The sequence below is a fragment of the Streptomyces sp. NPDC104226 genome, from assembly GCF_055584085.1.
In genome coordinates this window covers 1-26,998 of the sequence record NZ_JBVJMS010000006.1, presented here as the reverse complement: position 1 = coordinate 26,998, position 26,998 = coordinate 1, and the positions used below count along the sequence as shown (strand labels likewise).

The window sequence follows — 26,998 nt, the reverse complement described above, 5'->3', positions numbered from 1 at the left end:
CCGTGTACACGATCGAGATGGCCTACGCGCACATGCGACAGCTCCAGGAGCTGGCCAACCGATCCCGCACCGATCAGCCCGTCGCCGCACACCGTGTCGACAAGATGCGCAAGCCGGGGCGCGCGAAGAAGCGCTAAGCGCCACCGCCTGCCACCCCGGAACGGGAGCCTCCGAGCTCCCCTTCCCACCGGCGGTACAGCCCGTGCGGCACCCCTGCCGCGTCGAGCACCCGCCCCGCGACGAAGTCCACCAGATCCTGGATGTGCGTCGCACCCGCGTAGAACGCCGGAGAGGCGGGCAGCACCACTGCGCCCGCCTCGTCCAGGCTCACCAGATGCTTCAGCGTCTGCCCGCTCAGCGGGGTCTCCCGCAGCGCCACCACCAGCCGGCGCCGCTCCTTGAGCGTCACGCTCGCGACCCGCTGGAGCAGGTCCTTCGACAGCCCCAGCGCCACCCCTGCCACGCAGGCCGTGGACGCGGGCACGATCAGCATCCCCTTCACGGGGTACGAGCCGCTGCTCGGTCCGGCCGCCAGATCCCCGGCCGCCCAGTGGCGTACGCCGTCCAGGTCCGGGCGGGCGAAGGTCGCGGGCTTGCCGTCGGCCCCCCGTTCCAGCCATTCCGCCAGGTCGTCGCGCCAGTGCGCGTCGCGGAAGGCGATCCCCGTCTCGTCCAGCAGCGTCAGGCGCGAAGCCCGGCTCACCACCAGGTCCACGCTCTCGCCCGCCGCCAGCAGCCCGCGGATCACCGCCGCCGCGTACGGAGTCCCGGACGCCCCGGAAACCCCGACCACCCACGGGGTGCGCTTGCGCTCAGTCATACCTCCGAGACTATCCGGCCACCGCCGACGGGCACTGGCTAAGGTGTCCGCACGTTCAAGGGGTGGACACGGCAGAGCAGGGACGGTGACGTCATGAGCGAGCGCGGGACGGGTCCGGCCGGTACGCGGGCGGGCCAGTGGAGCCGCAGCGGCCGGGTCGGGGCTGCGGCGAAGCTGATGCTGGGCTGGGTGGCGCTGCTCTGGCTGATCGAGGCCGTCGACTACGCCACGGGCCACGCGCTCGACGCCTACGGCATCACCGCGCGGGAGGCCGACGGCCTGAGCGGGATACCCCTCGCGCCCTTCCTGCACTTCGGCTTCGACCACGTGGCCTCCAACAGCATCCCGCTGCTGGTCCTCGGCTTCGTCACCGCGCTCAGCGGCATCGGCCGCTTCCTGGCCGTCTGCGCGGCCATCGTCCTGGCCGACGGCTTCGCCGTCTGGCTGATCTCCCCGCCCCACAGCATCACGGCCGGCGCCTCGGGCCTGGTCTTCGGCCTCTTCGGCTACCTGCTGGTCCGCGGCTTCGTGGAACGCAGCCCCCTGGGCATCGCGGTCGCCGTGGTCATCGCCGCCGTCTGGGGCACGACCTTCCTGGCCGGAGCCCTCCCGACGGACTCGATGGTCAGCTGGCAGGCCCACCTCTTCGGCCTCCTGGCCGGCGCGGCAGTGGCCCTGATCGCCCGCCCCCGCCCGGAGGTGGCGGCGCTCTAGCCTCCGACGCCGGGGTCGACGGGGAGGGTCGACGTGTCCAACGAGACTTCGCCGATGCCGGTCCGGACGGCGATCTTCTCCCCGTACGGGAACACGTCGCGCCCCAGGTAGCCGTCGGGCCCGGGGTTCCACAGCGTCGTGCACTGCGCCTTGTACGGGTCGAAGATCAGGTAATGCGGGATGCCGCGCCGGGCGTAGGCCCGGTCCTTGACCTCGTAGTCGTTGCGCACGCTGCTCGGGGAGACGACCTCGATGACCAGTTCCACGAGGTCCGGCGGGTAGGCACTGAGGTTCTTGTCCGCCTCCACGCCGGGAACGACGGCCAGGTCCGGGCAGAACTCGTTGTCGCCGTCGAAGGGGACGGCCACGTCGCTGATGAACCCCCACTCCGACGGAATCTGGTCTTCCAGCGTGTTCCACAGCAACCGGATGGTCCTGGCGTGGTGCGGCTTCAGCGGACTCATCACGATGGCGCCCTCGACCATCTCCATCCGGTAACCGGGGAACATGTCCTCGAACCGGCTGAGCTGTGAGTGCAGGCGCTCGGTCTCCGAGACGGTCACGTCGGCCTCCCTGTCCATGCACTCGATGGTAGGCCGCACGCTAGACACCGGGGCAGGTCTCGCACCGCCGGATCCTCCGGCGTACACCCGTCCGAGCTACAGCGACAGCCCCCGCAGCACCAGGTCCAGCAGTGCGCACGCGAAGAGCGCCATGCCGATGAAGCCGTTGACCGTGAAGAAGGCGCGGTTGAGGCGGGAGAGGTCGTGCGGGGTGACGATGGTGTGCTCGTAGAGGAAGGCGCCGACCACGATCAGCAGGCCGAGCCAGAACGGCCACCCCGCGTCCGTCGCCACCGCGTACCAGGCCAGAAGGGCCGTGGTGACGACGTGTGCGCCGCGCGCGCCCCACAGGGCGGCCGGGATGCCGAAGCGGGCCGGGACGGACTTGACGCCCTCCGCCCGGTCCGCGGCCACGTCCTGGCAGGCGAAGATCAGGTCGAAGCCGCCGATCCACACGCCCACCGCGAGACCGAGGATCACCGCGTCCCAGGACCACTCGCCGGTGATCGCGATCCAGGCCCCGACCGGGCCCATCGCCTGGGCGATGCCGAGGATGGCGTGCGGGAAGTTCGTGAACCGCTTCCCGTACGGGTACACCACCATCGGCACGACCGCGATCGGCGCGAGCATCAGGCAGAGCGGGTTCAGCAGCGCCGCCGCGCCGAGGAACACCACGAGGGCGATCCCGGCCCCGGTCCAGGCGGAGCGGACCGAGACGGCGCCCGTCACCAGCTCGCGCCCGGCGGTCCGCGGGTTCCGCGCGTCGATCTCCCGGTCGATGATCCGGTTGGCCGCCATCGCGAAGGTCCGCAGACCCACCATGCAGACGGTGACCAGGAGCAGCTTGCCCCAGTGCATCCGCTCGTCGAGCTTGTACATGGCGGTGAGCGCGGCGATGTAGGCGAAGGGCAGCGCGAAGACCGAGTGCTCGATCATCACGAGCCGAAGGAACGCCTTGACCTTGCCGACCGGCTGGGGCGCCGGGCCGGACGAGCCGAGCAGTTCGTCGGCGGTCGTCATCATGCGGGGTTCCTCCGGAACACGGTGGTGCGGGATCTCACGCCAGGCTCCGGCGGAACTCTTCCAGGTCTGCGAGCAGCTCCGCCGCGGGAACGGCGCCCAGGTCCAGGGACCGGGCCGCCGCGTCCTCCTCGTCCTCGGGCGGGGTCACGTGGGCGGTGAGGACCCATGCTCCGCCGGACGGGCGGGCTTCGAGGCGCAGGAAGTTCCCCGCCTCGGCCGTGAACGGCTCGGCCGACGCCAGCGCGAGCTGCAGCTGCTCCGCGAAGCCGTCCGCCTCGGTGTCCCGGGCGCCCGGCAGCTCGAAGCCGCCTCCGTCCTCGGCCACCTCGAACATCACGGCCCAGGTGTCCCCGGCGCCGGCGAACTCCTCGGGACTCACCCCGGCCTCGCGTGCGGCCGACACCACGCCGGGCTGGGCCGGGTCGATCTCCGGGCGCGCCAGGGCCACGTAGGCGTCGGGCGTGCCGATGACCAGCTCCGGGCCGCCCACCTCGATCGGGCTCACAGGCCGTACTCCTTCCAGCGGCTGTCGACCAGGGCCGCGGTCGCGGGGTCGGACTCGACCATGTCAGGCCAGCCGCCGTCGCGGGTGTAGCCCTCGGTCGGCAGCTTCTTCGTGGCGTCGATGCCCGCCTTGCCTCCCCAGAACTGCTGGTAGGAGGCGTGGTCCAGATGGTCCACGGGGCCCTCCACGACGGTGAGGTCGCGGGAGTAGTCCGTGTTGCCGAGCGCCCGCCAGGAGACCTCGTGGAGGTCGTGGACGTCGCAGTCCTTGTCCACCACGATGATCAGCTTGGTCAGCGACATCATGTGCGCGCCCCAGATGGCGTGCATGACCTTCTGCGCGTGCTTCGGGTACTTCTTGTCGATCGAGACGATCGCGCAGTTGTGGAAGCCGCCCGACTCGGGGAGGTGGTAGTCCACGATGTCCGGGACGATGATCTTGAGGAGCGGCAGGAAGAAGCGTTCCGTCGCGCGCCCCAGCGGGCCGTCCTCCGTCGGCGGCCGGCCGACGACGATCGACTGGATCAGCGGACGCTTCCGCATCGTCACGCAGTCGATCTTCAGCGCGGGGAACGGCTCCTGCGGGGTGTAGAAGCCGGTGTGGTCCCCGAAGGGGCCCTCGGGGAGCGTCTCCCCGGGCTCCAGCCAGCCCTCGATGACCACCTCGGCGTGGGCCGGGACCTGGAGCGGGACCGTCTTGCAGTCCACCATCTCGATCCGCTTGCCCGCCACGAACCCGGCGAAGAGGTACTCGTCGATGTCACCCGGCAGCGGCGCGGTCGACGCGTACGTCACGGCCGGCGGGCAGCCGAAGGCGATCGCGACCGGCAGCCGCTCACCGCGCGCCGCGGCCACCGCGTAGTGGTTGCGGCTGTCCTTGTGGATCTGCCAGTGCATGCCGATGGTGCGCTTGTCGTGGCGCTGGAGGCGGTACAGGCCGAGGTTGCGGACGCCCGTCTCCGGGTGCTTGGTGTGCGTCAGGCCGAGGTTGAAGAAGGAGCCGCCGTCCTTGGGCCAGGTGAAGAGGGCCGGCAGCTGGTCCAGGTCCACGTCGTCGCCGGTGAGGACGACCTCCTGGACGGGCGCGGACTCGCCCTTCACCTTCTTCGGCGGCACGTGCACCATCGAGCCGAGCTTGCCGAAGGCCTCGCGGACGCCGATGAACCCCTGCGGCAGCTCCGGCTTGAGCAGGCCGCCGATCTTCTCGCTGATCTCGGCGTACGACTTCAGCCCCAGCGCCTTCAGCAGGCGCCGGTCGGTCCCGAAGACGTTCATGGCCAGCGGCATCGCCGAGCCCTTGACGTTCTCGAAGAGGAGGGCCGGACCCCCCGCCTTGTTCACTCTGTCGACGATCTCCCCGACTTCCAGATACGGGTCGACTTCGGCCTTGATGCGCTTGAGGTCGCCCTCCCGCTCCAGAGCCCGGAGCAGCGAGCGGAGATCGTCGTAAGCCATGCGGCAATTGTGGCATCCCCGCTCAGAGCCCGAACCGCGGCGGGGCCTCTACCCTGGAAGAGTCCACGGCGGACCTGCCCGGTCCGCGCCGTTCTTCTGGGGGTCGGTCCCACACCGTGCTGCGCTATCTGCCGTTCCTGCTGATCATCGCGCTGACCATCTACGCCTTCATCGACTGCCTGAACACCCCGGAGGAAGAGGTCAAGCACCTTCCGAAGGTCGTCTGGGTCCTGATCATCCTGCTCTTCTCGATCGTCGGTCCGGTGGTGTGGCTGTTCGCGGGCAAGAAGCGGGTGCCCGGCGGCGCCGGAGGCCGGCCGCGGCCGGGCCGCCGCACGTGGGTGGCCCCCGACGACAACCCGGAGTTCCTGAAGTCCCTGCGCGAGGAGCGGGAGGAGCCGCAGCGGGAGGAACCTCAGCGGGACGAGAAGGACAAGGACAAGGACAAGGAGAAGGAGTAGGACGAGGAGGTGGCGGGGAGCCCGCCGCCTCCTACGGGGCGTCCGCGCCCGTCCGCCGCGCCGCGCGCTGCGCCGCCTGCGCGAAGGCCCGTACCGCCCCGGTGTCCTCGCCCGCACGCCAGACCAGCCCGTACCCGACGGGGTCCGCGTCGGCCACGGGCACGTGGGTGACGCCCGGCCGGGCGTGGTACGCCGCGGCGTGGGCCGAGGTCAGCAGGGCGCCCTGACCGGCGGCGACCAGCATCAGGGCCTCCTGGAGGTTCGTCACCTCCGGGCCGCGCCGGATCGGCCGCCCGGCCGGGGTGCGTGCCGGGGCGTGGTGTTCGCGCAGGTACGCGGGCAGGTCCCCGGCGATCGTCAGCAGCGCGACCCCCGCCAGTTCCTCCAGCGTCACCGACTCCCGCGCCGCCAGCGGGTGCCCGGCGGCCACGGCCAGCGACCGGGCCTCGCTCAGCAGCGTCGGCCCCTCCCCCAGGTCGGGCTCGCGCACCGGGAACTCCGCGAAGGCCACGTCGAAGCCCCCGCCGCGCAGTTGCCCGTACGGGTCGGAGAGCGGGACCTCGCACACCTCGACGATCAGCCCGGGGTGCGTGCCGCGCAGGTCCTGCGCCGCCCGCAGGACGAGCTCGCCCGCGGGCGGGGTGGTGAAGCCGACGTGGAGCACGCCGTCGGCGGCGCGGGCGGTGGCGGCGGCCCGCTCCAGGGCGGCGGTGATGCCGCGGTGGTGGGGTTCCAGGTCGGCGCGGAGCTGGGCACCGAGCGAGGTGAGGGCGACGCTGCGGCTGGTGCGCAGGAACAGCCGGGCGCCGACGCGCCGTTCGAGGCGCTGCACGAGCTGGCTGACGCGGGCCCGGGAGAGCAGCATGCGCTCGGCGGTGCGGCCGAAGTGCAGTTCCTCGGCCAGGATCAGGAAGCAGTCGAGCTCATCGCGATCGGTAAGCATGACTGAACGAGCGTTGAGATCTTCGCCGTTGTTCCCGATCGGCGGTCGGACGAAAGTGGTTGAGCCGGCAACTTCCGCTCCTCACTCTTCCGTCCTGCGAGGTCCCACCATGGATTCAACGGCATCAACGGCATCAACGAACCCCACCACGACGATCCGCGGGCGCCGGCTCGGCATCCTGCTCGTCCTGGCCGGCGCCATCTTCCTCGAAGGCATCGACGTCGCGATGCTGAACGTGGCCCTGCCGTCCATCCGCGCCGACCTCGGCCTCGAAACGGGCACGCTCCAGTGGGTGATGAGCGCCTACGTGCTCGGCTACGGCGGCTTCATGCTGCTCGGCGGCCGCGCGGCCGACCTCTTCGGGCGCCGCCGGATGTTCATCGGCTGGCTGACGGTGTTCCTGCTCTTCTCCGGGCTCGGCGGGCTCGCCACCGAGGGCTGGCAGCTGATCGCCGCCCGCTTCGTGACCGGGGTCGCCGCCGCCTTCATGACCCCGGCGGGCCTCTCCATCATCACCACCGGCTTCGACGAGGGGCCCCAGCGGGACAAGGCGCTGCTCGTGTACTCGGGCACGGCCGCCGCCGGGTTCTCCGTCGGGCTGGTCGCGGGCGGGCTGCTGGCCTCGGTGGGCTGGCGCTGGGTGTTCTTCGCTCCCGTGGCGCTGGCCGCGCTGATCCTGGCGGGTGCGCTGGCCTTCGTACCGAAGTCCTCCGAAGCGGCTCCGGCCGTGCGCCGGGGCCGGATCGACGTGTGGGGCGGGGTGCTGGTGACGGCGGGCGTGGTCCTGCTCGTCCTCGGCGTCGAGGAGGTCTCGGTAGCGGCCGTACTCGCCGGGATCGCGCTGCTCGGGGCGTTCGCCCTCGTCGAGCGGCGCACGGCCGAGCCCCTGGTCCGGCTCGGGATCCTGCGCTCCCCCGGGCTGCTGCGGGCCAACGCGGCGGCGCTGCTGTTCTCGGCCGCGTTCTTCGGATTCCAGTTCCTGGTGGTGCTCTACCTCCAGGAGGTGCGCGGCTGGTCGACGCTCCAGACCAGCCTGGCCATGCTGGTGATCGGGATCGACGCGGTCCTGTCCCCGACCGTGGTGCCGAAGCTGGTGGGGCGGTACGGGAACGGCCGGCTGATCTTCGGCGGCCTGCTGCTGGCGGCCCTGGCCTACGGCCTGTTCCTGCCGCTCGGCGCCGACTGGTCCTACCTGGTGATGCTGCCGAGCCTGGTCCTGCTCGGCCTGGCCTTCGCCCTGGTCTACGGACCGCTGACCATCGTCGCCACCGAGGGGGTCGCGGAGGAGGAGCAGGGCCTGGCGGGCGGCCTCCTGTACACGGCGTTCCAGTTCGGCGCGGCGCTCGGGCTGGCCGCGGTCACCGGGGTGGCGGCCGGCGCCGCCGAGCCCCTGGAGGGGTACCGGGCGGCGCTGCTCGTCCCCTTCGCGGCGGTGCTGGCGGCCGCGGCCGTCACCCTGCCGGGGCTCCGGCGGGGTTCACACCGCCCAGGGCAGGGGCCGGTCGCCGTCGGCGCCGGGCACGCGGACGCGGCCGTCGGCGCGCATGGCGACGTACACCTCGGTGTCGGCCAGGGCGTGGACCCGGCGCAGCACGTCCGGGGGTAGCACCACGGCGTCACCCGCGGCGACCGTCTCCGTGCGGCCGCCGCAGGTGACGTCCAGGGCTCCGGCGGCGACCGTCCAGACCTGCTCCCGGCTGACGGAGTGCTCGGGCCCGGTGACCCCGGCGGGGATGGCGGCGTGCCAGGTGCTCAGTTCGGCGCTTCCCCGGCCGGGGGAGGCGTGGCCGGTCATGGTCGCGTTCGGGGTGGTGGTGACGTGGTCGGGGGACGGGGTGATGACGCGCACGGCGGGCCCTTCCTTCGGTTTCTCTCGGGCAGGAACATGTGAGTCAAGCTGCTTTACTCGCCACGAGTAAAGCAGCTTGACTCGCTTGTGTCACCATGTTTCCGTGACCGACACCGACACCGACACCGACACCGAGCAAGACGCCGCCCGCGAAACCGCCGCTCCGGACATCGAGCTGGCCTTCCTGCTCGGCCTCGGCTTCCAGCTCCTCCTCGGCGAGTTCACCCGCCGCCTCGACGAGGCCGGGCACTCCGACGGGCTGCGCCCCCTGCACGGCATGGCCTTCCAGGCCCTGGGCGCCTCCGGCGCCACCGCGACCGAGCTCGCCGAACGGCTCGGGGTGACCAAGCAGGCCGCCGGACAGCTCGTCGACGACCTGGAGCGGCGCGGCTACCTGTGCCGCACCCCGCACCCCGAGGGCGGCCGGAAGAAGCTCGTCGTCCTGACGGAGGCCGCCACCGCCCACCTGGGGGCCGCCGGCCGGGTCCTGCACGAGCTGGAGGCCGAACTGGGCCGCGGCAGCGTCGACCTCGCCGCCCTGCGCACCGAACTGGGCCGCCTGGTCCGCACCCTGAACGGGGACGGCCCCCTCCCGCCGCTGCGCCCCTCCTGGTGACGGAGCGGCGGTCCCGGGAACGCCGGAGGGGCCGGGCCGCCTTTCGGCTGCCCGGCCCCTCCGTTCGTTGTCCGATGTCCGGCTCAGACGCCCGCGTACGAGTGCTTTCCGCTCAGCAGGATGTTCACGCCGTAGTAGTTCCAGATCCAGCAGGCGAACGCGAAGAGCGCGAGGTACGCGGCCTTGCGGCCCTTCCAGCCGGCGGTGGCGCGGGCGTGCAGGTAGCAGGCGTACGCCACCCAGGTCACGAAGGACCAGACCTCCTTGGGGTCCCAGCCCCAGTAGCGGCCCCACGCGTCGCCGGCCCAGATCGCGCCCGCGATGATCGTGAAGGTCCACAGCGGGAAGACGGCAGCGTTGATGCGGTACGAGAACTTGTCGAGCGAGGCCGCCGACGGGAAGCGCTCCCAGACCGAGGTGGCGAACTTGCCCGGCTTGCCGCCGCGCGCGAGCTTCGCCTCGTAGGAGTCGCGGAAGAGGTACATGACCGCGCCGGCCGCGCCGATGTAGAAGACCGCACCGCAGATGATCGCGGTGGACACGTGGATGACGAGCCAGTACGACTTCAGCGCGGGGACCAGCTGGTCGCTGTCGGTGTAGAGCACCGTCGTGGCGATGCCCAGGTCGAGCAGGACCGTGGTGACCAGGAACAGGCCGAGCCAGCGGACGTTCTTCTTCAGCACCAGGAGCAGCAGGTACGCGCCGACGGCCACCGTGGAGAAGGTGATCGAGAACTCGTACATGTTGCCCCAGGGGGCCCGCTCCACCGACATGGCGCGGGCGACGACCCCGCCCGCCGCGAGCAGGAACCCGAGGGTGGTCAGCGAGACCGCGATGCGCCCGTACAGGTCGCCCTGGACGGTGCCGCCGGCCGCGCCGGGACCGTCCGGGACGTCACGGGTGCCGGCGGCGCTGCGCGTGATCACCTTGGGCTTGTCGAGGACGGCGGTGCTGCCCTTGCTCCGCACCTGGACCGCGGGTGCGGCGGAGGCGGCGGACGCCTCCCCGGTACGGGTGAGCGCGGCGGCCGTACGGGCCACCTTGCTGCGGCTGCCGAAGATCCACTCGGCGATGTGGGCGAAGAAGGCGAGGGTGTAGACCGCCATCGACGCGTAGATCAGGTTGTTGCTGAGGTGAGCCAGGCTCTCGTTGGCTGCGACCGCGAGCTGCATCACGCGCGCTCCCCTTCGACTTCTTCGGCTTCGGCAGGATCTTCGGCTTCGTCGGCGTCTTCGGCGTCTTCGGCGTCATCGGCGTCATCGGCGTCTTCGTCGACCAGCGGGGCGGGCGGCGGCGCCGGGACGTCCGTCGTGGGCGCCTGCTCGTGGAGGGCTCCGGCCAGGACGGCCAGCTCCTCCGCGACCTTCGCGGACTCGCTGCGGCCCAGGCCCGCCATCTCGACGACGGTCACGCCGTCCTCGCCGCGGACCGCGCGCACCCAGATGCGGCGGCGCTGGATGAAGAGCGAGCCCGCGAGTCCGGCGATGGCGGCGATGGCGCCCGCGAGCGCGAGACCGCTGCCGGGCTGGTGGGTGATCGAGAAGGTCGCCCAGCGCTCGATGCCCTCGAACTTCACGGTGCCCTGGCCGCCGGGCAGTTCCATGCTCTCCCCGGGCAGCATCCGCTTCGCGAGCGGCTGGCCGTCCTCGGTCTTGAACTGCTCCATCTTGGAGGTGTCCAGCTGGTACACGTTCTGCGGCAGGCCCGAGTCCACCCCGAGGCTGCCGTGCCAGGCGTTCAGCGCGAGGGCCGGGAAGTCCAGCTCCGGGAACTGCGAGAACATCGTGCCCTGGCCGGCGCCCGCGAAGGTCGGCACGAACATCGCGGCGAAGCCGAGCTGCGTCGTCTTCCCGTCCTTGTCCTTGTAGCCGTCGGTGACCTTGATGGCGCCGGTGGAGGTGAGGTTGCCGTCCTGCGGCAGCATCGGCACGGCGTCCTTGTAGATCATCTTGCCGGTGGAGTCGGTCACCGAGATGACCGGCGCGTAGCCGTGGCCGAGCAGGTAGACCTTGGAGCCGTCCACCTCCAGCGGCTTGTTGACCTGGATCTCGCGCTTCTCCGGCTTGCCGTGCGCGCCGTTGCTGAAGGTGACGTACGCCTTGAAGTCGCGCGGGGTGCCCTTCTGCGGGCCCGTGCGCTCGAAGGTCGCGTCGAACTTGTCCAGGGTGAAGGAGAACGGCGGCAGGTCGTCGGGGTCGAAGAGGCCGCCGGCCTTGAAGTCGTCGTACTGGGTGAGCGTGTTCGAGAAGCCCTTGCCGCGCAGGACGAGCTTGCCGCCCTCGGACTTGAAGTACTGGCCCCAGGCGAAGGCCACCAGCATGACGATCAGCGCCACGTGGAAGACCAGGTTCCCGGCCTCGCGCAGGTAGCCCTTCTCGGCCGAGACCGAGACGGACGCGGATGCCGACCCCGATCCCGCACCGGCCTCCGTACGGAAGCGGCGGCGGCGGAGCAGGCCGTGCGCGGTGGCGAGCACCTCGTCCGGGGAGCTGTCCGTGCGCCACGTGGTGTACGCGGGCATCCGGTTCAGCAGCTTGGGCGCGGCCGGCGGCCGGCCGCGGAGCTGGCCGACGAACTGCCAGGAGCGCGGCAGGATGCAGCCGATCAGCGAGATGAACAGCAGCAGGTAGATCGCGGAGAACCACACCGAGCTGTAGACGTCGAAGAGCTGGAGCTTCTCGGCGACGCCCACCCAGGAGGCGTGCTCCTTCTTCCAGGCGGCGACCTTCATCAGGTCGACCTGGTTCTGCGGGATCAGCGAGCCCGGGATCGACGCCAGGGACAGCATGAAGAGCAGGATCAGCGCCACCCGCATCGAGGTGAGCTGCCGCCAGAACCAGCGGGCCCAGCCGAGCACCCCGATGCCCACGGGGCCGCCGGGGGCGTCCTCCAGGGGGGCGGTGGACAGCTGCGCTCCGGCGGCGGCCTCTGCGGAGGCCTCGGCGGAAGCGGAAGCCGAAGCGGAGGCTGAAACGGAATCCGCGGACTCCGGGGCTTCGTGCGGCGCCTCGGCGGACGCCTTGTCGGTCGTACTCATGTCCGTGTAGTCCTCAGATCCCCACCGTGAAGCCGTTGGTCCAGCTCTGCATCTCGCTGACGATGCTGCTCCACATTCCTGTGACGAGCAGCAGACCGGTCAGGATCAGCATGCCGCCGCCGATCCGCATCACCCACGCATAGTGCTTCTTCACCCAGCCGAACGCGCCGAGCGCCTTGCGGAAGGCGAGGGCGGTGGCGATGAACGGCAGCCCCAGCCCCAGGCAGAAGACCACGGTCAGCAGCGCCCCGCGGGCCGCGGTGGCCTGTTCGATGGAGAGGCTGCCGACGGCGGCGAGGGTCGGACCCATGCAGGGGGTCCAGCCCAGGCCGAAGAGCACGCCGAGGACGGGCGCGCCGACCAGGCCGACCGCCGGCTTCTTGTGGAAGCGGAACTCGCGCATCGTCAGGCCCGGGATGGCACCCATGAAGAACAGGCCCAGCAGGATCACCAGCCCGCCGAGCACCTGGGAGATGACGTCCTTGTTGGCGTCCAGGGTCCGCCCGAAGAAGCCGAACAGGGCTCCGCCGGAGGTGAACACGGCCGTGAAGCCGAGGACGAACAGGGTCGCCCCGCCCAGCATCCGGCCGCGCCGGGCCTCGGCGAGGTCGGCTCCGCCGACGCCCGTCACGTAGGAGAGGTAGCCGGGGACGAGGGGCAGCACGCAGGGCGAGAAGAAGGAGATCAGCCCGGCGAGCAGGGAGATCGGCAGGGCGAGGAGCAGGCCGCCGTTGAGGACGGTCGTGTTCACGGTCTCGTCCGTGGCGGCGAGGGCGACGCCGGAGAGTTCGGTGAGCCCGGAGAGTGCGGAGACCACGAGGTCACTTCTCCGCGAGGACCGGGTCGATCATCGAGCGCAGCTTGGCCTCGTTGACCGCGGCCAGGGTGCGGGCGGCGATCTTGCCGTCCTTGTCGAGGATCAGCGTGGAGGGGATCGCCTGCATGTTGAGCGTGCCCTTGGGGAAGCGGAGCATCAGCTTGCCGTCCGGGTCGAAGAGGCTCGGGTAGGTGATGCCGTAGGTCTCTTCGAAGGAGGCCGCGTTCTGCTTGGTGTTGTCGCGGGTGTTGATACCGACGAAGGCCACCGGCTGGCCGGCCGCCTCCATCTCCTTGGCGACCTTCGCGAAGTACGGGGCTTCGGCGCGGCACGGCGGGCACCAGGAGCCCCAGACGTTGAGGACGACGACCTTGCCCTTGAGGGTGGTGGTGTCCAGCGTCTTGCCGTCCACGGTCTCGCCGTCGAGCTTGGGGGCGTCCGTGCGCTTGCCCTGGGCGACCTTGGAGATGCCGTCGGGGCCCATCACGTAGTTGCCTCCGGCGGAACCGGAGGGCTTGCCGCCGTCCGCATCGGTGCACGCCGTGAGGGTGAGGGCGCTCGCGAGGGTCACCGCGGTCAGCAGGATGGCGCGGCCGCTGGTCGAGCGGCTGCGGCGGGGGGCGCGGCTAAGGCTCATGTGAAAAGTTTCGCATGTGCGGTTTGCGGATCTTCCGCACCCCCCGGGGGTCCGCCAATCCGCTGGTCAGGTGCCGAACGGGGGCGGGTCAGACCGTCGCGAGATACGTGCCCCAGCCACCGGTCGGCGCCTGGCCGGGGCCGAGCGTGCGCAGTTTGGCCAGCACCTTGGGGTCCTGGACGTCCAGCCAGTCGGCGAACTGCCGGAAGGATACGAGCCGTACGTCCTTTTTGTCCGCCATGCCCTTGAGTGCTTCCTCGACGGCGTCCATGTAGATGCCGCCGTTCCACTGCTCGAAGTGGTTGCCGATGAACAGGGGTGCGCGGTTGGTGTCGTAGGCCCGCTTGAAACCGCCCAGGTAGGCGGCGGTGGCCTGGGTCCGCCAGGCCGGGTAGTTGGACGGGACGCCCCTGGTGGTGTTCTTGGACTGGTTCGCGAGGATGTTGTAGTCCATCGACAGCACCTCGAAGGAGTGCCCGGGGAAGGGCAGCGACTGCAGCGGCAGGTCCCACAGGCCGCCACGCTTGACCGGCCACTGCTGGAGGCCGCCGGGCGAGCTGGAGTCGTAGCGCCAGCCCAGCTTCTGGGCCGTGGGCAGCAGGTTGTCCTGGCCGAGCAGGCAGGGGGTGCGGGCGCCGGTCAGCTCCTTGCGGTAGTCGAAGGGCAGCGGCTCGATGTCGGTCCAGCCGGTGTTGGTGCGCCAGTTGGTGACGAAGGACACGGCCTGGTCGATCTCGCTCTGCCAGTCCTCCGGGGTCCACCTCCCGACCGAGCCGGAGCCCCCGCAGAAGTGCCCGTTGAAGTGGGTCCCTATCTCGTGGCCGTCGAGCCAGGCCTCGCGCACGTACTTCAGGGTGTTGCGGACGTTCTCGTCCTTGAGGTACCCGATGTCGGAGGCGCCGACGGGGTTCTTAGGCGGCCGGTAGAGGTCCTTCTTCGACTCGGGCAGGAGATAGAGGCCGGAGAGGAAGAAGGTCATCGCCGCGCCGTGGTCCTTGGCGAGCTTGAGGAACCGGGGGAAGAGGCCGTTGCCGATCTCGCCCGCGCCGTCCCAGCTGAACACCACGAACTGGGGCGGGGTCTCGCCCGGCTGGAGGGGTACGGGGGCGGCCGGCTGGTGTGGCTGCGGCCCCGTGTCGGCGGTGGATCCGTCGCCGATGACCTTGACCGCGGGGGCGCTCGGGCCGGTGGGCTGCGGGGCGCCCGACGGGTTGACCGGTCCGGGGTTGCCCGTGCCGGACGACCCGCCGACGCTGCAGCCGGCGACGCCGGCCGCGGCGACGGCCCCAAGTCCGAGCCCGAGCACTCCCCTTCGACTGAAGCCGCGCATATCGCTCATGAAAAGTCATACAAACGGACATTTCAGCGAGCGCGGTGGGCGACACGGGCCTGTCGCTCAATTTGTATGAAATAAGGCCAAACCTTGACCTCTTGCACACAGGTCGGCCACATGACACCGGGCCCGGCCCCCTCGGGGGGCCGGGCCCGGTCGTCGTACCGCCCGGCCGGGGCCTACGCCCCGAACGCCTTCGACTTGCCCTTCACCGGCTTCGCCCCCGCGAGCAGGTGCGACGGGACCAGGTCCCGGGCCGGCTCGCTGTAGCCCACCGACACCAGCGTGTCGCCCTGGTACGTGAACGAGGTCAGCGAGGCCAGCGTGCACTGGCGGCGGCGCGGGTCGTGCCACAGCCGCCGCTTCTCCGCGAAGCTCCGCACGATCCAGATCGGCAGCTGGTGGCTGACCGCCACCGCCTCGTGGCCGCGGGCCGCGTCACGGGCCGTCTCGATCGCGCTCATCATGCGTACGACCTGCTCGACGTACGGCTCGCCCCAGGACGGCTTGAACGGGTTCGTCAGGTGCTTCCAGTTCGCGGGCCTGCGCAGCGCGCCGTCGCCGACCCCGAAGGTCTTGCCCTCGAAGACGTTCCCGGCCTCCAGGAGGCGGGCGTCGGTCGCCAGGTCCAGCCCGTGCGACTTGGCGATCGGCGCGGCCGTCTCCTGGGCCCGCTCCAGCGGGGAGGCCACGACGTAGGTCACGTCCCGGTTCTCCAGGTGCTCCGCGACCCGGTCCGCCATCTTGCGGCCCAGCTCGGAGAGGTGGTAGCCGGCGCGGCGGCCGTAGAGGACCCCGTCCGGGTTGTGCACCTCGCCGTGGCGGACCACGTGGACGACGGTGATCTCGCTGCCACCGGCTGCGGCCGATGCTCCGGCTGCGGCGCTCATGCGGTGGCCTCCGCGGCGGCCCGGGCGGCGGCCGGCAGGGCGGCCGCGATGCGCTCGATCGCCTTGTCGTCGTGGGACGTCGACACGAACCAGGACTCGAACGCCGACGGCGGCAGGTAGACGCCCTGCGCCAGCATCGAGTGGAAGAAGCCGTTGAAGCGGAAGGCCTCCTGCTTCTTCGCGTCGTCGTAGTTCCTGACCTCGTCCGCCGTGAAGAACACGGAGAACATGTTGGAGGCGGTCTGCAGCCGGTGCGCGACGCCCTCCTTGGTGAGCGCCTCGGTGACCAGCCCCTGGATCTGGAGCGACACCGCGTCGACCTTCTCGTACGCCGCCCCGTCCAGCAGCCGCAGCTGCGCCAGACCGGCCGCCGTCGCGATCGGGTTACCGGACAGCGTGCCCGCCTGGTAGACGGGACCGGCGGGGGCCAGGTGGCCCATCACGTCGGCCCGGCCGCCGAAGGCCGCCGCCGGGAAGCCGCCGCCCATGACCTTGCCGAAGGTCATCAGGTCCGGCTTGACGCCGTCCACGCCGTACCAGCCGGCGCGCGAGGTACGGAAACCCGTCATGACCTCGTCGGAGATGTACAGGGCGCCGTTCGCCCGGCACAGGTCGGCGAGCCCCTGGTTGAAGCCCTCCCCCGGGGTCACGACGCCCATGTTGCCGGGCGCGGCCTCGGTGATCACGCAGGCGATCTCGCCGGGGTGCGCGGCGAAGACCGCCCGGACCGCTTCGAGGTCGTTGTAGGGGAGCACGATCGTGTCCCCGGCCTGCGCACCCGTCACCCCGGGGGTGTCCGGCAGCGCGAAGGTCGCGAGCCCGGAGCCCGCGGCGGCCAGCAGCGAGTCCACGTGGCCGTGGTAGCAGCCGGCGAACTTCACGATCTTGGCGCGGCCGGTGAACCCGCGGGCGAGGCGGATCGCGGACATGGTCGCCTCGGTGCCCGAGGACACCAGGCGGACCTGCTCCACGGGCTCGATCCGCGCGACGATCTCCTCGGCGAGCGCGACCTCCCCCTCACCGGGGGTACCGAAGGAGGTGCCGCGGGCGACGGCGGCCTGGATGGCCTCCACCACGGCCGGGTGGGCGTGGCCGAGGATCATCGGCCCCCACGAGCAGACGAGGTCGACGTACTCGCGCCCGTCGGCATCGGTCAGGTACGGACCGGTACCGGACACCATGAACCTGGGCGTTCCGCCCACGGCGCGGAAGGCGCGCACGGGAGAGTTCACGCCGCCAGGCGTCACGAGGGACGCGCGGTCAAAGAGAGTCTGCGAGACTTTGGCTTCATACGGGTACGGGTAGCTCACACCAGCCATGGTCTCAGAGGCCGCGACTGACTTGCGGACGGGCGTTTCACCGCGCCGCCCCGGGGGAGGTCACTGCCATGATGATCAGGCTGCGTGGCGGGGGCCGCGGGGCCGGGGCAGGCAAGACCAGTCGGGTGGAGATATGCAACGCGGTGGTGGACCGGGCGAGGGCACGGACGGCCTCGACCCGCAGCGCGCCCGCGAACGGCGCCGCGGCAGGCACCGCCGCCGCGCCACGGACGCGGCAGAACCCGTACCGGGCCCCACGCAGGACCCCGACGGTCTCCCCAGGGGCCGCGGCATGGGCGTGACGTACAAGTACTTCGGCGCCCCCGACGGAGCCACGGCCGCCCGCGTCCCGGTGACGATGCGGCCGGAGGAGCTGGGCGGCGACGAGCTCGGCATGGGCGGCCTCTTCACCAAGATCAAGCCGGAGACCGTCGCGGCGATGGTCCTCACCGGCATCGAGGGCATACCCCTGCACAAGGTGCCCCCGCTGGAGCTGGTCGTCCTCCACCCCGACTACGCCGTCGTGAAACTCCCGATGACCGTCGTCGACCCGCTGCGCGGCATCGGCGAGGAGTCCGTCGGCGCCGCCGCCTTCATCTGGTCCACGGTCCCCGACCGCGGCGGCCCCCGCGACGCCTTCAACGTCTACCAGCTGCTCCACGAGTGGCAGGATTTCAGCCATCGCCTCCACGAAGCGGGCCACCAGCCGTACTGCCTGGTCTGGCCGTAGGCCCGAGGGCGGGGCGGGCCTCATGCCGGGGCCGGAGGCCGGAGCCCTGTGCGGGCAGGACTCCGCGGACCGCAGTGCGGCTCAGGCCGTCAGGATGATGCGGCCGCGCGTGCCCGGGTCCGCGAGGTGGGCGTGGGCCTTGGCGGCCTCCGCCAGCGGGAAGGTGCGCGCCACCCGCAGCGCCAGTTCCCCCGCGTCGACCAGCTTCACCAGGCGGGCCAGGTGGGCGCCGTCCGCCGCCACCTCCTGCTCCACCACGCGGACGCCCCGCTCCGCGGCCGGGGCCGCGTGGGGGATCAGGCCGACGTAAGCGCCGCCGTCCCGGACGAAGGCCAGGGCCGGCCCGCCGAGGACCGCCGTGTCCACGACCCCGTCCACGGCCTCGGCCGGAGCCCCGCCGCGCGCAACGAAGCGGGTCGCACCCAGGGACCGTACGAGCTCCTCGTCATCGGCACCCGCCAGCGCCGTCACCACGTAGCCGGCCCGCGCCGCCAGCTGGACCGCGAGCCCGCCGACCATGCCCGCCGCGCCCGTGACCAGGACCGAAGCCCCCGGGGCCAGTTCCAGCAGGTCCACCGCACGGGCGGCCGTCAGGCCGCTCAGCGGCAGCGCCGCCGCCGTCACCTCGTCCACGCCCGCGGGGGCCGGAGCCAGCGCCGACGCGTCGAGCACCACGTACTCGGCGTGCGTGCCGAGCGGCTTGACCGTCCCGTAGTGCAGGCCGACCACCCGGTCGCCGACCGCCCAGCCGCCCGCCTCCGCACCGAGCTCCTCGATCTCCCCCGCCACGTCCCACCCGAAGCCCAGCCGCTGCCCCTCGCCGCCGAAGACACCGGCCCGCACCGCGCCGTCGACCGGGTTCAGGCCGGCCGCCCGGACCCGTACGCGGACCTGCCCGGCGCCCGGCCGCGGGATCGCGACCCGTACGACCTCGACCCGCTCGGGTCCGCCGAAGCCCTCGACCACTGCCGCCGACATCGTGCTGCTGCTCATCGCCATCGCCTCTTCCGCAGGCTCGCTCTCTCGTTCCGGTGTTCCCGGTGAGAACTAACCTAGGGAGAGTTACTCTCGATTCGTAAGTACGTACCTCGGAGTGCGTACCCGACCCGGAAGTGGGCACCCATGGCCACCCGTACCGCCGAGGCCCGCCGCGAAGAGGCCCGTCACGCCTACGACGCCTTCCTCAAGGAGTGCCCCACCAGCCAGCTCCTGGCCCGCATCAGCGACAAGTGGGTCGGCCTCATCGTCAGCGCGCTCGGCCAGGCCGAGGACCGGACCATGCGCTACAGCGAGCTCGGCCGCAGGATCCCCGGCGTCAGCCAGAAGATGCTGACCCAGACCCTGCGCTCCCTGGAGCGCGACGGCCTGGTCGCCCGCACCGTCACGCCCACCGTCCCCGTCCGCGTCGACTACCGCCTCACCGAACTCGGCGGCAGCCTCGGCTGCCTGCTCAGCTCCGTGAAGCAGTGGGCCGAGAACCACTTCGACGAGGTCAACGCCCACCGCGACCGCCACGACGCGCAGGCGGCGGGCGCTGGCCCGGACGCGTAAATCCGCAGCCGAACCCCGCCCCCCGATGGCATATTGGGCCGCGTGAACGGACCCGGCATTCAGCTCACCCTCGCCCCCGAACTGCACGTGTTCGCGGCGCCCGCGCGCCGCGGCACCCGCGTGCCGACCGCCACCGACGGCGTCTCCAGCCTCGGCCACGTCGTCGAATCGGCCGGCGTCCCGCTCACCGAAGTCGGCCGGATCCTCGTCGACGGCGCCGAGACACCGCTCGCCCACGTGCCCCTGGCCGGCGAATCCGTGGAGGTCTTCGGCGTCGACCGCCCCCAGCAGCTCCCCGGCGTCCCCGAAACCACCCCGCTGCGCTTCCTCCTCGACGTCCACCTCGGCACCCTCGCCCGCCGCCTGCGGCTGCTGGGCGTGGACGCCGCGTACGAGAACGAGGACATCGGCGACCCCGCCCTGGCCACCCGCTCCGCCGCCGAGCAGCGCGTCCTGCTCTCCCGCGACCGCGGACTGCTGCGCCGCCGCGAGCTGTTCGCCGGCGCGTACGTCTACAGCGACAACCCCGACGAGCAGCTCCGCGACGTCCTGGGCCGGTTCGCCCCGGCCCTCGCCCCGTGGTCCCGCTGCACCGCGTGCAACGGGACCCTGCGCGAGGCCGACAAGGACAGCGTGGGCGACCGGCTGGAGAGCGGTACGCAGCGCTCGTACGAGGTCTTCGCCCAGTGCACCGACTGCGAGCGCGTCTACTGGCGCGGCGCCCACCACGCCCGCCTGGAGCGCATCGTCGACGAGGCCGTCGCCGAATTCGGCGGCGTGGGCACGCCGTAACACGGCGCACGCACCGGCCGGTCGGCTGCCCGGCCGGCCGTCGGCTCAGAACGCGTACGTGTCGCCCGTGTCCAGCGCCAGCACCACGTGCTCGTTGTTGGCGTGGTTCCGGTCGGTCGCCCCGCCGTTCCACCAGGTGTCGACCCGCACCACCACCTCCGCGGCCGGCTCCTTCAGCCGCAGCACCAGCCCGATGTGCCGCCCCCGCCCGTGCAGCGGCAGCTCCCCCGTCTCGCACACCACCTCGCGCAGCCCGGCCCGCGCACAGCCCTCCGCCAGTTCCTGCCGGTTCGCGAGGTCGGCCGACAGGCGCAGCCGTACGGTCGCGTTCGCGAGGGCGGACGGCCCCTCGTTCTCCGGGACCAGCAGGATCCGCAGCCGGCCCCCGTCCAGGGCGACCCGCCCGTGATAGGCCACGTCGGCCTCCGGCCCGGCGGCCCCGGTGCGGGCCGCACCCACACCGCTCCCCAGCCCTCCGAGCAGCACCAGCAGCCCGGCCATCACCACACTCCGTACGGCACCTCGGCGCACCGCGACCACCTCCACGCGCGGACGCTAGCCCTCCCACCCGCCCGATGGTCGGACCATCACACGAACGAGGGCGAGCCGTCCCGCGCCGCGCGCGCATTCGCTCCGCATAGGGTTCCGGCCATGCTCATCGCACGTTCCGCCGCCCTCTTCGTCCTCGCCGCCCTCCTGGAGATCGGGGGCGCCTGGCTCGTCTGGCAAGGCGTCCGCGAGCACAGGGGCTGGACCTGGATCGGCGTCGGAGTCATCGCCCTCGGCCTCTACGGGTTCGTCGCCACCCTCCAGCCCACGGGCGACTTCGCCCGCGTCCTCGCCGCCTACGGCGGGGTCTTCGTCGCCGGATCCCTCCTCTGGGGCGTGGTGGCCGACGGCTACCGGCCCGACCGCTGGGACATCGCGGGCGCCCTGGTCTGCCTCGCAGGCATGGCGGTGATCATGTACGCCCCGCGCGGCCGGTGACCTGCGCGGCGACCCGCCTATGCTGGCCAGTACTCACCCGTACGAACGCACGAGGAGCCAGCATGAGCACGGCCACCCGAACCGCCGTAGTCACCGGCGCGAGCAGCGGCATCGGCGCGGCCACCGCCCGGCAGCTCGCCGCGGCCGGCTACCACGTCGTCCTGACCGCCCGCCGCAAGGACCGCATCGAGGCCCTCGCCGCCGAGATCACGGCCGCCGGCCACGAGGCGACCGCCCACGCCCTCGACGTCACCGACCGCGCCGCCGTCGACGCCCTCGCCGCCTCGCTCGAACGCTGTGACGTGCTCGTCAACAACGCCGGCGGCGCCATCGGAGCCGACCCCGTCGCCACCGGCGACCCCGCCGACTGGCGCACGATGTACGAGACCAACGTCATCGGCACCCTGAACGTCACCCAGGCTTTGCTCCCCGCGATCACCGCCTCCGGCGACGGCACGGTGGTCGTCCTCTCCTCCACCGCCGGCCACGCCACCTACGAGGGCGGCGCCGGCTACGTCGCCGCCAAGAACGGCGCCCGCGTCCTCGCCGAGACCCTCCGCCTGGAGATCGTCGGCCGGCCCGTCCGCGTCATCGAGATCGCCCCGGGCCTGGTCAAGACCGAGGAGTTCGCCAAGACCCGCTTCCGCGGCGACGCCGAGAAGGCGGAGAAGGTCTACGCCGGCGTGGCCGAGCCCCTCTCCGCCGACGACGTGGCCGACACCATCACCTGGGCGGTGACCCGTCCCGGCCACGTCAACATCGACCTCCTGGTGGTCCGCCCCCGCGCCCAGGCCTCGAACACGAAGCTCCACCGCGAGCTGTAGGCGGGCTCCCCTACGGGACCAGCCCGGCACTCTTCAGGTGCGGCATCAGGGCCGCCGGCTTCAGCCCGGCGGCCTTCGCCGCGTCCAGGGCCCGCTTCAGGTCCGCACCCAGCGTCGGCGTGAAGTGCAGCAGCACGATGTCACCGGCCTTCAGCTGCGGCGTCGCCGGCGTCTCGCCCCACGTCGTGAAGTCGTGCGTCCACGTGATCAGCGCCTTGACCCCGCACGCCTTCGCGGCCAGCCGCACGTCGTCGTTGACGGTCCCGTACGGCGGCCGCAGCAGCTTCGGCTCCCGCCCGAAGGCGGCGTCGATCTGCGCCCCGGCCCCGCACACCTCGGCGTCCTTGCCGGCGGCGTCGAGCGCCGTCAGGTCGGGGTGGTTGACGGTGTGGTTCTCCACGTTCACGGACCGCCCCTGCTCGACCAGCCCGGTGAAGTACTGGGCGTCGTACGAGAACGCCCCCGGCAGCAGGAACAGCGAAGCGGGCACCCGCTGATCGACGAGCGTCTGCGCGACGGCGGGATCGTGCGCCCAGCCGTCGTCGATGGTGATGAACACGACCTTCTCACCGGTCGGCACGTGCGACACGACGGGCGGCAGCCCGACGGCCCGCACCCCCGCGACGGCGGCCGGAGCAGCCCCCTCAGCCCCGGCAGCCCCGGCGGCCTGAGCCCCGCCGACGGTGAGCGACAACGACGCGAACGCGGCAAGTACCGCACGAGATCTCCACATGCGGCACACCTTGGTCTAGACCAAGTTGCTGCGTCAATCCCCCGACGGGCACTTCCTCCGCTCGAAGGCGCCAGCAGAAAAAGGGAGTTGGGCGTCTCAGCGCCTCGACGGCGCGCCGGACATCCCCGTACGGGTGAAGTCGAGCCAAATGTCGACCTGCGGGACTACGCTCCGGAAGCGTGAGCCAAGAAAAGGAGGAAGCCATGGCCGTGATACAGCACGAGACCACGATCGCGGAGGCCGCCGATCGACTCTCCAGAGAGCTTCCCGGACACCGAGTGGAGATTCTCCACGGGAGGCTCACCGTGACACCACCTGCTGACGGCAGGCAGGCCCGGACCCTGACCCGACTCACCGTGGCCTTCCACGAAGCCGGGGCCGCTGCGGCGGGCCTGGAGTTCCTCCAGGGCATCGGCATCTGGCTGCCCACCGGCACGGACGACTACGCGGTCCCGGACTTCTCGCTCGTCGAGGCCGACTTCCTGGACCACAAGGTGACGAAGAACTGCTACCGGCCCGACGTCTTCCGGATGATCCTGGAGGTCACCTCCTCCAACTGGGCGGACGACATCGGCACCAAGGTGGAGAGCTACGCCAAGGCCGACGTCCCCGTGTACGTCATCGCCGACCGCCAGCACGACGAAGTCGTGATCTACACGGACCCCCGCGCCACCTGCTACCGCTTGCGCAGGACCTTCAAGCGCGGCATGACGCTCCCCCTCCCCGACTACCTCGGGGTGACCCTCGAACTGCCGGTGGACATGCTCCTCGACTGACCGCTCCGCACGACAGGGCCCGGACCGATCCCGGTCCGGGCCCTGTCGTTCCGCCGTCGGCCGGACGTCGGCTTCAGCCCTTGACGCAGATGACCTGCTTCAGCTTCGCGACGACCTTCACCAGGTCCGTCTGCTGGTCGATGACCTGCTCGATCGACTTGTACGCGCCCGGGATCTCGTCCACGACTCCGGAGTCCTTGCGGCACTCCACGCCCTTGGTCTGCTCGGCCAGGTCCTTCTCCGAGAACCGCTTCTTCGCGGCCGTCCGGCTCATCTTCCGGCCCGCGCCGTGCGAGGCCGAGTTGAAGGACTTCTCGTTGCCGAGGCCCTTCACGATGTACGAGCCGGTGCCCATGGAGCCGGGGATGATCCCGTAGTCACCGCTGCCGGCACGGATCGCGCCCTTCCGGGTGACCAGCAGGTCCATGCCGTCGTACCGCTCCTCCGCCACGTAGTTGTGGTGGCAGCTGATCTCCCGCTCGAAGGAGACCTTCGCCTTGCGGAACTGCTTGCGGACGACCTCCTTGAACAGGCTCATCATCGCGGCGCGGTTGAACTTCGCGTACTCCTGAGCCCAGAAGAGGTCGTTGCGGTAGTCCTGCATCTCCGGGGTCGCCGCGAGGAACACCGCGAGGTCACGGTCGATCAGGCCCTGGTTGTGCGAGAGCCCCCGGGCCACGTTGATGTGGAAGTCCGCCAGCTCGTTGCCGATGTTCCGCGAGCCGGAGTGCAGCATCAGCCAGACCGAACCCGACTCGTCGAGACAGAACTCGATGAAGTGGTTGCCGGATCCGAGCGTTCCGATCTGCTTTGTGGCGCGCTCTCGCCTGAATTTGACCGCATCGCTGATGTAGTCGAACCGCTTCCACAGATCCCCGTAGCCGTCCGCCGAGAACCCGTACAGCCGCCCCGGATCCACCGCCTCCCGGTGCATCCCCGCGCCCACCGGGATCGCCTTCTCGATCTGCGAGCGCAGGCCCGACAGGTCGCCCGGGAGGTCGTTGGCGGTCAGGGAGGTCTTCACCGCGGACATGCCGCAGCCGATGTCCACGCCCACCGCCGCCGGGCAGACCGCGTCCTTCATGGCGATGACCGAGCCGACCGTGGCGCCCTTGCCGTAGTGGACGTCCGGCATGACGGCGAGGCCCTTGATCCAGGGAAGGCCGGCGGTGTTCTGGAGCTGGCGCATCGCGCTGTCCTCGACCGACGCCGGGTCGGTCCACATCCGGATGGGAACGTTCGCCCCGGGCACTTCTACGTATGACATTTCACCCTCAACACCCCGTCATCACCACAAAAGTCTCTCAACGCAAAAGCCTCGCTCATGGCCTCAAATACGACATGAGACCGGCGCCGGCACCAGCGTGTGCGATAGACATTGTGTCCAGCGGCGCCCCAGCCGCGGCAACGCATTTTCCGAAGGGAGCCGGTGGAACGTGCAGCGCAAGATGGTGCCGGTACGTCGAGTACGCAGAGTCCTGCCCGCCATCGCGATGCTCACCGCCCTCGCGGCCGGCCTCACCGCCTGCACCGACGGCGGCGGATCAGAGACCGTCGGCGATTCCAAGGCCGGAAAGAACGCCGGTACGGTCCCCCAGCCCGGCAAGTACCGCAGCCTGCCCATGCCCTGCAAGGCCGCCGACGCCAAGAAGGTCAAGGCGATGCTCCCGGCCCCCGACGCCCTCGCCCCCGAGGCCCGAGAGGCGCTCTACGCCGGGGTCGCGGACGCCTCGTACGACGCCGACCGGCGCGTCGGCTGCCGCTGGACCGCGCAGACGCCGACCGAGACGCGGCTGCTGTCGGTGGGCTTCGAGCGCGTGGTCTCCTACGACCGGGCCACCACGAGCGACGACGACAAGGCCCAGCAGGTCTACGGCCGCCAGCTCACCGCCGCCAACCTGCCCGCCCCGGCGCCGTCCTCGAGCCCGGCCCCGTCCGGGTCCGGCGCGCCCGCACCCGGAGCCTCCACGCCGAGCACCGGCGCGAGCACGGGCCCGGGTGCGAGCGGCAGCCCCGGTGCGAGCGGCGGCCCCTCCCCCGCGCCCGAGCTCGGCTCCCGCGTGCTCGAAGAGCTCGGCAACGAGGCCTTCCTCGACGACAAGCTCGCCGCCGCCGGCGCCAGCGCCGCCCAGGCGCGCACCGTCCGCATTGTGTTCCGTACCTCGAATGTCATCGTCACCGTCGAGTACAGCGTCCAGCCCGCACTGCCCGGTACGGTCCCGCCGAGCGGTGAAACCCAGGACAGGGCACGGCAGTTGGCGCAGGCCCTGGCGGAGCGGTTCAACGAATAGCCGGGCCCGCCCGAGGGGGGCGTACGGGCCCTTCGTGACGGCGCGCACAGCAGCCGGGCGCCGGGTCGGGCTACCGTTGCTCGGGTCCCGCGCCCCGCAGAGGGGCCGAACGAGCCCGCACGAAGACCCACAACGTCTGAAGGAATCATGCACCGATCAGCCTCGCGCCTCACCCGCGTCCTCGCCTGCGCAGCCGTCCCGGTGATCCTCACGGTCGCCGGCTGCTCGTCCGACTCGGGCACGAAGTCGGGCACCGACAGCGGCAAGAAGTCCGAAGCGTCCTCGTCCGCCCAGCCGAGCTCCAAGCCCTCCAAGAAGGAGGAGCTGGAGAAGGCCGTGTACGCCACGCTGCCGGAGCCGTGCAAGGCGGTCGGTGCGAAGACCATCGAGACGATCGTCCCCAAGGCGAAGGACGCCAACGGCACCGCCGCCAAGTCCAACGACCTCGCCAGCCGGGCCACCTGCACCTGGAACGGCCTGGACGAGGCCGGTCTGAAGGGCTCGCAGTACCGCTGGCTCTCGATCTCCCTGGTCCGTTACGACTCCCTCGCCTCGGTCGGCACCGGCAGCAAGCGCGCCGAGGGCGAGTACGCCAAGCAGGTCGAGAAGGCGAAGGCCGTCGAGGGCGCGGAGAACGTGAAGCCGGAGGAGGCGGGCGGCATCGGCGACCAGGCCACCTCCGTCACCTTCACCACCAAGAAGGACGGCGACTTCTTCAACACCACGGTCATCGCCCGCACACACAACGTCGTCGTCACCCTCGACTACAACGGCACGGCCTACGAGGGCGCGACCGCCCCCGACCAGGCCAAGCTGCTCCAGGACGCCATCGCGGCGACGAAGGAGACCGTGGCCTCGGTCGCGGCCGCCAACGGGGCGCAGCAGCCGGAGCAGTCGGCGCAGCCCGAGCAGCAGCCCTCGGCTTCCTCCTCGCCCGCGGCCTCCTAGCACCTCGGGGGCCACCCCGCTTCCGGACCGCCGACGTCCCCTTCCCCGTACGCGCGTACGCTGTGCCCTGCCGTAGCTCGACAAGGGGAAGGGGATCGCGGGTGGCCGCGATGCAGCTGACTCGTACGCACCGGATATTGATCGGTGTGGTGGTCGCCGGAGCCGTCGTCATCGCGGGGATCGGATTCGCCGGTTCGTACTCCGCCGTGCGCGCCCTGGCCGTGAAGAAGGGGTTCGGCTCCTTCTCGCTGGTCTTCCCGATCGGCATCGACATGGGCATCTGCGTCCTGCTCGCGCTGGACCTGCTCCTGACGTGGATCCGGATCCCGTTCCCGCTGCTGCGCCAGACGGCGTGGCTGCTGACGGCGGCGACGATCGCCTTCAA

The 26,998-nt window shown here is 71.3% G+C and carries 31 protein-coding genes and 1 pseudogene; 14 read left to right on the top strand and 18 right to left on the bottom strand.

Annotated features, from left to right (window positions below):
- Positions 1-2: 2 nt before the first annotated feature.
- Positions 3-137: a hypothetical protein gene (locus ACZ60J_RS19340; protein ID WP_266905748.1), complete on the top strand. Its 135-nt coding sequence runs from the start codon at positions 3-5 to the stop codon at positions 135-137.
- Here ACZ60J_RS19340 and ACZ60J_RS19335 read toward each other — a convergent pair.
- On the bottom strand, positions 134-820 hold the full coding sequence (locus ACZ60J_RS19335) for a UbiX family flavin prenyltransferase (protein WP_469683355.1): 687 nt from the start codon (positions 818-820) through the stop codon (positions 134-136). The two genes, ACZ60J_RS19340 and ACZ60J_RS19335, sit on opposite strands and share 4 nt — an antisense overlap.
- A gap of 93 nt (positions 821-913) precedes the next feature.
- Between ACZ60J_RS19335 and ACZ60J_RS19330 the strand changes: the two genes are divergently transcribed.
- On the top strand, positions 914-1,534 hold the full coding sequence (locus ACZ60J_RS19330) for a rhomboid family intramembrane serine protease (protein WP_469683353.1): 621 nt from the start codon (positions 914-916) through the stop codon (positions 1,532-1,534).
- Here ACZ60J_RS19330 and ACZ60J_RS19325 read toward each other — a convergent pair.
- From ACZ60J_RS19325 to ACZ60J_RS19310, 4 genes are all read right to left on the bottom strand, one after another.
- A complete protein-coding gene (locus ACZ60J_RS19325; RefSeq protein ID WP_469683352.1) occupies positions 1,531-2,115 on the bottom strand; it encodes a Uma2 family endonuclease in 585 nt (194 codons plus the stop codon). The genes ACZ60J_RS19330 and ACZ60J_RS19325 overlap by 4 nt on opposite strands.
- 78 nt (positions 2,116-2,193) lie before the next feature.
- Positions 2,194-3,120: a menaquinone biosynthesis prenyltransferase MqnP gene (gene mqnP / locus ACZ60J_RS19320; RefSeq protein ID WP_469683351.1), complete on the bottom strand. Its 927-nt coding sequence runs from the start codon at positions 3,118-3,120 to the stop codon at positions 2,194-2,196.
- A 34-nt stretch (positions 3,121-3,154) separates the two neighbouring features.
- The gene (locus ACZ60J_RS19315) at positions 3,155-3,625 is read right to left on the bottom strand and encodes a hypothetical protein (RefSeq protein WP_469683350.1); all 471 of its coding nucleotides are present in this window, start codon (positions 3,623-3,625) and stop codon (positions 3,155-3,157) included.
- Complete coding sequence (locus tag ACZ60J_RS19310) at positions 3,622-5,079, bottom strand: menaquinone biosynthesis decarboxylase (RefSeq protein ID WP_327305209.1); 1,458 nt, start codon at positions 5,077-5,079, stop codon at positions 3,622-3,624. Before ACZ60J_RS19310 ends, ACZ60J_RS19315 begins: the two co-directional genes overlap by 4 nt.
- 116 nt (positions 5,080-5,195) lie before the next feature.
- On the opposite strand from ACZ60J_RS19310, the gene ACZ60J_RS19305 reads away from it, so the two are divergent.
- Positions 5,196-5,540: a PLD nuclease N-terminal domain-containing protein gene (locus ACZ60J_RS19305; RefSeq protein WP_469683348.1), complete on the top strand. Its 345-nt coding sequence runs from the start codon at positions 5,196-5,198 to the stop codon at positions 5,538-5,540.
- Positions 5,541-5,571: 31 nt separating this feature from the next.
- Here ACZ60J_RS19305 and ACZ60J_RS19300 read toward each other — a convergent pair whose 3' ends face one another.
- Entirely contained in the window at positions 5,572-6,483 is a 912-nt protein-coding gene (locus ACZ60J_RS19300; RefSeq protein WP_469683347.1) for a LysR family transcriptional regulator, read from the bottom strand.
- Between the two features lie 109 nt (positions 6,484-6,592).
- On the opposite strand from ACZ60J_RS19300, the gene ACZ60J_RS19295 reads away from it, so the two are divergent.
- Positions 6,593-8,089, top strand: a complete 1,497-nt coding sequence (locus ACZ60J_RS19295; protein ID WP_469683346.1) for an MFS transporter — start codon at positions 6,593-6,595, stop codon at positions 8,087-8,089.
- 9 nt (positions 8,090-8,098) lie between these two features.
- Here ACZ60J_RS19295 and ACZ60J_RS19290 read toward each other — a convergent pair.
- A pseudogene (locus ACZ60J_RS19290) lies at positions 8,099-8,278 on the bottom strand (cupin domain-containing protein); the annotation flags it as partial.
- Between the two features lie 229 nt (positions 8,279-8,507).
- Between ACZ60J_RS19290 and ACZ60J_RS19285 the strand changes: the two are divergent.
- Positions 8,508-8,948: a MarR family winged helix-turn-helix transcriptional regulator gene (locus tag ACZ60J_RS19285; protein WP_469684080.1), complete on the top strand. Its 441-nt coding sequence runs from the start codon at positions 8,508-8,510 to the stop codon at positions 8,946-8,948.
- 83 nt (positions 8,949-9,031) lie between these two features.
- Here the strand turns inward: ACZ60J_RS19285 and ccsB are convergent, their stop codons facing one another.
- The 7 genes from ccsB to hemL all read right to left on the bottom strand — a co-directional run bounded on the left by ccsB (position 9,032) and on the right by hemL (position 16,981).
- Positions 9,032-10,120, bottom strand: a complete 1,089-nt coding sequence (ccsB, locus tag ACZ60J_RS19280; RefSeq protein ID WP_469684078.1) for a c-type cytochrome biogenesis protein CcsB — start codon at positions 10,118-10,120, stop codon at positions 9,032-9,034.
- Positions 10,120-11,985: a cytochrome c biogenesis protein ResB gene (resB, locus tag ACZ60J_RS19275; protein ID WP_469683345.1), complete on the bottom strand. Its 1,866-nt coding sequence runs from the start codon at positions 11,983-11,985 to the stop codon at positions 10,120-10,122. The genes ccsB and resB overlap by 1 nt, the downstream gene beginning before the upstream one ends.
- A gap of 13 nt (positions 11,986-11,998) precedes the next feature.
- Positions 11,999-12,802: a cytochrome c biogenesis CcdA family protein gene (locus tag ACZ60J_RS19270; protein WP_469683343.1), complete on the bottom strand. Its 804-nt coding sequence runs from the start codon at positions 12,800-12,802 to the stop codon at positions 11,999-12,001.
- Positions 12,803-12,806: 4 nt separating this feature from the next.
- Positions 12,807-13,439, bottom strand: coding sequence for a TlpA family protein disulfide reductase (locus ACZ60J_RS19265; RefSeq protein ID WP_469683341.1), 633 nt, complete (start codon positions 13,437-13,439; stop codon positions 12,807-12,809).
- Positions 13,440-13,527: 88 nt separating this feature from the next.
- Positions 13,528-14,769: a polysaccharide deacetylase family protein gene (locus ACZ60J_RS19260; protein WP_469684076.1), complete on the bottom strand. Its 1,242-nt coding sequence runs from the start codon at positions 14,767-14,769 to the stop codon at positions 13,528-13,530.
- Between the two features lie 182 nt (positions 14,770-14,951).
- Positions 14,952-15,662: a histidine phosphatase family protein gene (locus tag ACZ60J_RS19255; protein ID WP_469683339.1), complete on the bottom strand. Its 711-nt coding sequence runs from the start codon at positions 15,660-15,662 to the stop codon at positions 14,952-14,954.
- Complete coding sequence (gene hemL, locus ACZ60J_RS19250) at positions 15,659-16,981, bottom strand: glutamate-1-semialdehyde 2,1-aminomutase (RefSeq protein WP_469683337.1); 1,323 nt, start codon at positions 16,979-16,981, stop codon at positions 15,659-15,661. Before hemL ends, ACZ60J_RS19255 begins: the two co-directional genes overlap by 4 nt.
- A 133-nt stretch (positions 16,982-17,114) precedes the next feature.
- Here hemL and ACZ60J_RS19245 point away from each other — a divergent pair, with 133 nt between their 5' ends.
- Complete coding sequence (locus ACZ60J_RS19245; RefSeq protein WP_469683335.1) at positions 17,115-17,711, top strand: hypothetical protein; 597 nt, start codon at positions 17,115-17,117, stop codon at positions 17,709-17,711.
- Positions 17,712-17,792: 81 nt separating this feature from the next.
- Here the strand turns inward: ACZ60J_RS19245 and ACZ60J_RS19240 are convergent, their stop codons facing one another.
- Positions 17,793-18,689, bottom strand: a complete 897-nt coding sequence (locus ACZ60J_RS19240; protein ID WP_469684074.1) for an NADP-dependent oxidoreductase — start codon at positions 18,687-18,689, stop codon at positions 17,793-17,795.
- A gap of 144 nt (positions 18,690-18,833) precedes the next feature.
- Between ACZ60J_RS19240 and ACZ60J_RS19235 the strand changes: the two genes are divergently transcribed.
- On the top strand, positions 18,834-19,262 hold the full coding sequence (locus ACZ60J_RS19235; protein WP_469683333.1) for a winged helix-turn-helix transcriptional regulator: 429 nt from the start codon (positions 18,834-18,836) through the stop codon (positions 19,260-19,262).
- Between the two features lie 42 nt (positions 19,263-19,304).
- The gene (locus ACZ60J_RS19230) at positions 19,305-20,054 is read left to right on the top strand and encodes a Mut7-C RNAse domain-containing protein (protein WP_469683331.1); all 750 of its coding nucleotides are present in this window, start codon (positions 19,305-19,307) and stop codon (positions 20,052-20,054) included.
- A 45-nt stretch (positions 20,055-20,099) separates the two neighbouring features.
- On the opposite strand, the gene ACZ60J_RS19225 is transcribed toward ACZ60J_RS19230, so the two are convergent.
- Positions 20,100-20,600, bottom strand: a complete 501-nt coding sequence (locus tag ACZ60J_RS19225; RefSeq protein WP_469683329.1) for a hypothetical protein — start codon at positions 20,598-20,600, stop codon at positions 20,100-20,102.
- Positions 20,601-20,705: 105 nt separating this feature from the next.
- Between ACZ60J_RS19225 and ACZ60J_RS19220 the strand changes: the two genes are divergently transcribed.
- A complete protein-coding gene (locus ACZ60J_RS19220; RefSeq protein ID WP_469683327.1) occupies positions 20,706-21,041 on the top strand; it encodes a YnfA family protein in 336 nt (111 codons plus the stop codon).
- Between the two features lie 62 nt (positions 21,042-21,103).
- Positions 21,104-21,865 (top strand): SDR family NAD(P)-dependent oxidoreductase, encoded by a 762-nt coding sequence (locus ACZ60J_RS19215; protein ID WP_469683325.1) that lies wholly within the window; start codon positions 21,104-21,106, stop codon positions 21,863-21,865.
- Positions 21,866-21,875: 10 nt separating this feature from the next.
- Here the strand turns inward: ACZ60J_RS19215 and ACZ60J_RS19210 are convergent, their stop codons facing one another.
- Complete coding sequence (locus ACZ60J_RS19210) at positions 21,876-22,598, bottom strand: polysaccharide deacetylase family protein (protein WP_469683323.1); 723 nt, start codon at positions 22,596-22,598, stop codon at positions 21,876-21,878.
- 203 nt (positions 22,599-22,801) lie between these two features.
- Here ACZ60J_RS19210 and ACZ60J_RS19205 point away from each other — a divergent pair, with 203 nt between their 5' ends.
- Positions 22,802-23,374: a Uma2 family endonuclease gene (locus tag ACZ60J_RS19205; protein WP_469683321.1), complete on the top strand. Its 573-nt coding sequence runs from the start codon at positions 22,802-22,804 to the stop codon at positions 23,372-23,374.
- 73 nt (positions 23,375-23,447) lie between these two features.
- Here the strand turns inward: ACZ60J_RS19205 and ACZ60J_RS19200 are convergent, their stop codons facing one another.
- Entirely contained in the window at positions 23,448-24,641 is a 1,194-nt protein-coding gene (locus ACZ60J_RS19200) for an RtcB family protein (RefSeq protein ID WP_469683319.1), read from the bottom strand.
- 169 nt (positions 24,642-24,810) lie between these two features.
- On the opposite strand from ACZ60J_RS19200, the gene ACZ60J_RS19195 reads away from it, so the two are divergent.
- The 3 genes from ACZ60J_RS19195 to ACZ60J_RS19185 all read left to right on the top strand — a co-directional run.
- A complete protein-coding gene (locus ACZ60J_RS19195; protein ID WP_469683317.1) occupies positions 24,811-25,665 on the top strand; it encodes a DUF3558 domain-containing protein in 855 nt (284 codons plus the stop codon).
- Between the two features lie 147 nt (positions 25,666-25,812).
- Positions 25,813-26,613, top strand: coding sequence for a DUF3558 family protein (locus ACZ60J_RS19190; protein ID WP_469683315.1), 801 nt, complete (start codon positions 25,813-25,815; stop codon positions 26,611-26,613).
- A gap of 101 nt (positions 26,614-26,714) precedes the next feature.
- Positions 26,715-26,998, top strand: a 284-nt coding sequence (locus tag ACZ60J_RS19185; RefSeq protein WP_469683313.1) for a DUF2637 domain-containing protein, incomplete at its 3' end; no start/stop codon positions are given.